Source organism: Glutamicibacter sp. NPDC087673 (assembly GCF_044743255.1).
In the GTDB taxonomy this organism is placed as follows: domain Bacteria; phylum Actinomycetota; class Actinomycetes; order Actinomycetales; family Micrococcaceae; genus Glutamicibacter.
This window is the reverse complement of record NZ_JBIUWB010000014.1, coordinates 1-4,977: the sequence shown is the minus strand read 5'-3', so window position 1 is coordinate 4,977 and position 4,977 is coordinate 1. Positions and strand designations below refer to the sequence as shown.

Annotated in this window: 2 protein-coding genes and 3 tRNA genes; all 5 read right to left on the bottom strand. The window is 53.0% G+C overall.

The annotated features are described in order from the left end of the window. Window positions 1-267: 267 nt before the first annotated feature. The 5 genes from ACIOTL_RS18015 to ACIOTL_RS17995 all read right to left on the bottom strand — a co-directional run bounded on the left by ACIOTL_RS18015 (window position 268) and on the right by ACIOTL_RS17995 (window position 3,910). A tRNA-Glu gene (locus ACIOTL_RS18015) sits at window positions 268-343 on the bottom strand. Window positions 344-391: 48 nt separating this feature from the next. Then, window positions 392-463, bottom strand: a tRNA-Gln gene (locus ACIOTL_RS18010). 286 nt (window positions 464-749) lie between these two features. Continuing rightward, window positions 750-823, bottom strand: a tRNA-Pro gene (locus ACIOTL_RS18005). Window positions 824-932: 109 nt separating this feature from the next. Continuing rightward, complete coding sequence (locus ACIOTL_RS18000) at window positions 933-2,309, bottom strand: FAD-linked oxidase C-terminal domain-containing protein (protein ID WP_332504510.1); 1,377 nt, start codon at window positions 2,307-2,309, stop codon at window positions 933-935. 176 nt (window positions 2,310-2,485) lie between these two features. After that, entirely contained in the window at window positions 2,486-3,910 is a 1,425-nt protein-coding gene (locus ACIOTL_RS17995; protein ID WP_388026053.1) for an amino acid permease, read from the bottom strand. Between the last annotated feature and the right edge of the window lie 1,067 nt (window positions 3,911-4,977).

The window sequence follows — 4,977 nt, the reverse complement described above, 5'->3', positions numbered from 1 at the left end:
TCGGGCTCAACGGGCTCAACGGGCTCAACGGGCTCAACGGGCTCAACGGGCTCAACGGGCTCAACGGGCTCAACGGGCTCAACGGGCTCAACGGGCTCAACGGGCAGTTTCCCCTCACCCGCGCTAGACCTGCAACTCTGCGCCGTTACATTACTGACGGATTACCCTGCTTAAGGAGGTATCAGCGGAAGCCGCTGTCGGTTCCGTAGAATCCTCGGTTTTTGGGCATAAAAAAATCGCGAAACATAAGTTTCGCGATTTTTGCTTTGGTGACCCCAACGGGATTCGAACCCGTGTTGCCGCCGTGAGAGGGCGGAGTACTAGGCCGCTATACGATGGGGCCGTATGCTGAAGATTAATCTTCAGCTCACCAAATCTCTTTGGTGAAGCGCTGGGATACCAGGACTCGAACCTAGAATGACGGAACCAGAAACCGTTGTGTTGCCAATTACACCATATCCCAATGTGACTTGGTATTCATTTGCTTCAGCAGCCGAAGCTGATCTGCGCTGAACGCCTTAGCACGAGATATAACTATACCTAAAAAATTCACGGATCGCACATCCTGGGGCAATATCCTCGAGTGATCTGCAGCTCGTTTATTGAAATGCCTGTAACAGACCTGAGCTTCGCTACACGTCAGCCGATAAATTGCCGCCGAAGGAGGCAGGTCCACTTGACCTGTCACTGCGTGCTGAGACGACTGCTTAATGCAAAAGAGGGAACCGAAGTTCCCCCTTAGCTGTGTGTCGGGATAACAGGATTCGAACCTGCGACCTCGTCGTCCCGAACGACGCGCGCTACCAAGCTGCGCTATATCCCGTGGTTACAACCATTTCACTATACACCCTGCAGAATTCTCATCAATGCCCGGCATAGCTACTCTTTTCTTTGCCGCCAAGTCCTTAGCCGGGCCTCGCAGCTTAAGACCATTAGATAGCTTTCCCAGGATTCAAGATATTCAACGGGTCCAAAAGGTTCTTGATCTGCTGTTGGAGTTCGATCACTTCTGTTGCTTGTTCCCATTGCAACCAATCTTTTTTGATCAGCCCGACACCGTGTTCGCCAGTAATTGTGCCGCCCAGTTCCAGTGCAATACGTACGGAGCTTTCAACTGCACGGTCAAGCCTCGCTAGTGGCTCGTTGCCGTCTTCCGGTTCTACAGAAAACGTCGGATGCAGATTGCCATCCCCTACATGCGAAATCATCCGCATGTTTACGTTTTCGTCCCGCGCAGCCCGTTGAACGCGGTGCACGTATTCAAGCATCTTGCTTTTCGGAATCGCGACATCCTCTCCAGTCCGGTAAGCATCGTCTTTAGTATCACCCCGGCTGGTTCGGCGCATTTCGATCAGTTGCGTAGCACTCGGATCTGCCGAATTGCTTAGCTGGGCATTGCGGTCTGCGAAAACACTGCGGAGAGCGGTTTCTTCACGCTCGGCGCCATAGCCATCCAGTCGAGCCAAGAGCATGGCACCGCCGTGACCTGCGTAATTCGTCGAGTACTGTTCATCAAGAATGAGCAGAGTCGAATGATCAATGAGTTCCAAAATGGCAGGCTGAATTCTGGCTTTGGCAATCAGTTGAACGCCCTCGACTGCTTCTTCCAGGCTGGGGAACAATAGAGCTATGTCTCGCTCGTCTACCGGGAGATAGCGCAATCGGAGAACTGCGCGAACGACAACGCCCAGCGTGCCCTCTGACCCTGTGAAAAGTGCGGCGAGATCATACCCTGCTACACCCTTAAACGTATTCTTGCCAACGCGGATTAGTCGGCCGTCTGCCAATACTACGTCTAGGGAGAGCACTGCTTCTCGGGTCACGCCATACTTCGCGCACCGCAGGCCTCCCGCGTTGGTTGCGATGTTGCCGCCAATTGTAGACATCTTGTAGCTAGCAGGATCCGGGGCGTACATGAGGCCGAATTCGGAAACGGCTTCGTTCAGCTGATGATTGATGACGCCAGGTTCAACCACAGCGACCTCATCTTCCGGGCGGATCTCTAGGATTCTATTCATCTTGCTCAAGTTCAAGACGACGGCATCACCTAGTACGTGTACACCACCAGAAACACCTGTGCCGGCACCGCGGCTAATGACCGGTACCTTGTATTCGCTAGCCAAGCGTAGAACGTGTTGTACATCCGCTACGGAACTGGCGAAAACCACGGCCAGCGGTTCAATGGGATCCCCCGACAACTGACCGAAGTCTCTAGAGTTTTCTCGAAGCAGCGGGCCCGCTGTTTCAATGGCATTCTCTGGTAATGCCGCGCTGAGGGCATCTAGAAATCCGGCATGGGAAGCGGCCATCTTTATCTCCACGGATCGTTGCGTGCAAGTATTTACCTGAGACTACGGCTTTTGAGGGTCTTTGCCGAACTTGATGACTTGGCAATTTACTAGTAGCTCGGTTCAAAACTGCGTTTGCACCCTCATGGCCAGCCAGTCCGGGGCCGGCATACGTCATTGCCCTATTATTTATCGGGCTAAGACCGTTCAGCTGCTGCATTTTCTTTCGATTGCGCTGCTTGGATTTCTGCTTGAAGAGCTTTTCCTCTGACGAATAGTCGATAACAGACGCCCAGGATTGCCACCCAGATTAGACCGGTAATGAGTGCACTACGCGTATCCGGAATAATGCCGATTAAGATGATCACGAAGATCATGAAGGCCAGCGCCAAGTAGCTACCCACTGGCCAAAGCGGAACTGGGAATGCAGATGGTTCAAGATTATCTCTGTCTATCCGGTGCTTCATCCGAATATGAGAGATCAGGATCATCGACCAAACAACGACGGTGGCGAAAGTAGCCAATGCAGCAATGAGGAAGAAGATCTCATCTTCGAACCAGATGTTCAGCACTACACCAATAAGCAATGCGCCGATCATCGATAGTGAAGTCACCCATGGGACCCCGTTAGCCGTGGTCTTCGTGAATACCTGTGGCGCCTGGCCTTGTTTGGCCATACCGTGAATCATGCGTCCCGCGCCGAAGATGTCTGCGTTGATTGCTGAGAGTGCCGCAGTGATGACGATGAAGTTCAGGACATTTGCTGCTGACGAGAAGCCGATGCTGGAGAAGATCGAAACGAATGGACTTTCACTACCATCAATCGTGTTCCACGGCTGAATGCACATGATGACACCGAGCGTGAGTACGTAGAACAGCAAGATGCGCACTGGCACAGAGTTAATTGCCTGCGGAATGACTTTACGCGGGTTTTGCGCTTCACCAGCGGTAATGCCGATCACTTCGGTGCCGCCGAAGGCAAACATGACAATGGTCAGGGAAGCGAGAATGCCCCAGACACCATGCGGCATGAAGCCGTCGCCAGCAAAGAGATTGGATAGACCTGCAGCTCCTTCGCTTTGGTTGCCCAACCCGAAGACGATTACGAGAACGCCACCAGCGATCATTGCCATGATAGCGACGACCTTGATCAAGGAGAACCAAAATTCCAGTTCGCCGAAGACTTTGACCGAGAGCAGGTTCACGGCGGCAATGAAGAAAACAACTGCCAGGATCCAGATCCATCGTTCGACGTTGGGAAACCAGAAACCCATATATACGCCAAAAGCCGTCACGTCAGCCAGGGCCACCACAAACATTTCAAACGTGTAGGTCCACCCGGTTGCAAAGCCAGCAAAGCGTCCAACGAATTCAGTGGCATAGCTTCCGAATGAGCCGGAGGTCGGATTGCGGACTGCCATTTCTCCCAACGCACGCATCACCATGAACACCACTGCCCCACCGAGTATGTATGCCAACAGCACCGCTGGCCCAGCCATTTGAATGGCGCTTGCGGAACCATAGAACAAGCCTGTGCCAATAGCAGACCCTAGAGCGATAAACCTGATGTGCCGTGTGCTTAAACCACGTTTCAAGTTTTGACTTGTCTGGCTAGTACGCATGCTGCTCCTCCGATATTCCTAACTGCATCAGAGGTTTGCCGCTCACTTTTCATGGTGTGCTTCAACCCCGACATCCATGTAATCGCAGTCACACGCATCTTGGAGTGGGGAAAAAGACAAGATAGTCCGGTACCTCAGACTCTTGGTGAAAAGAAGCTGAGATACCGGACGGCAATTCTTCCAACGGGTATCTCGGGACAGCGTGATGGGCATTCTGGAATTTGGACCACTCGCGAGCTGTCGATAGTAGTACACATCCCGGCATGCAACGCAGTCAGATACTCGTGAATCCAATTGAAGGATCATGCTGCGCGATCCTCACCAACGACCTTGAGAATGCTTAAATGTGCTTGCGCAATCCCTCGATATCGAGGCAGGATTCCGATACGGCTGGCTTCAACGTGCTGCACGTCAGTGGTCAGCAGCCACGCCCGCCTGTGTCCGTCATGTTGTCCACCAGAAGTCAAAGCATCTACTGTCCGTAAGCGTCCGCGTCTTCAGAAACATGACACCGGTGCCTTCAGGCGGTGGATGACAGTATCTATTGCTTTCAAGTCTTTCCAAGACGAGGTCCACAATGACGTTCATTGGCCTGACCCGGTGAATTCTCGCAGTCTTGGTTCCCTTGGTCGGTCGAATCCCCTTACGCCGAGACCTATGGTTGCCAGTTGCTCTCACCATTGCACGCCGGCAGGTGAATGTGGTGCAACTGCGGGAATCGTCTTCCGAAACGGAGCTGTCGCCTTGGTGCCTGAAACTCAAATTACGCAGTCGACCAGCTGGCATTTTTAGTCGATACCCGTCAGGGAACAAATATGGCTCAGCAAGGCTGGCTGGGCCGACAACCTGATCTTCAATTTGGATAAGAACTCCAGTGAATAATTCTCGGGTAACCTGGCCCTCGTCATCCGGTGCAAGCAACTGAGCTCGCCGGCAACCTTGGCCAACACAAATACCCTGGACGCACTGGTCGTTAAAGCAGGAGGGGAGGAGGAACCAAGCAGCACCAGCTGCCCAATTCCCCCTCCCCCTCTCGTTAAACAGGTGAGGCCCCGGCACCAAACGGT

Coding starts and splice junctions, on each gene's coding strand:
- ACIOTL_RS18000 (WP_332504510.1), bottom strand. CDS start 2,309: ATGGCCGCTTCCCATGCCGGATTTCTAGATGCCCTCAGCGCGGCATTA.
- ACIOTL_RS17995 (WP_388026053.1), bottom strand. CDS start 3,910: ATGCGTACTAGCCAGACAAGTCAAAACTTGAAACGTGGTTTAAGCACA.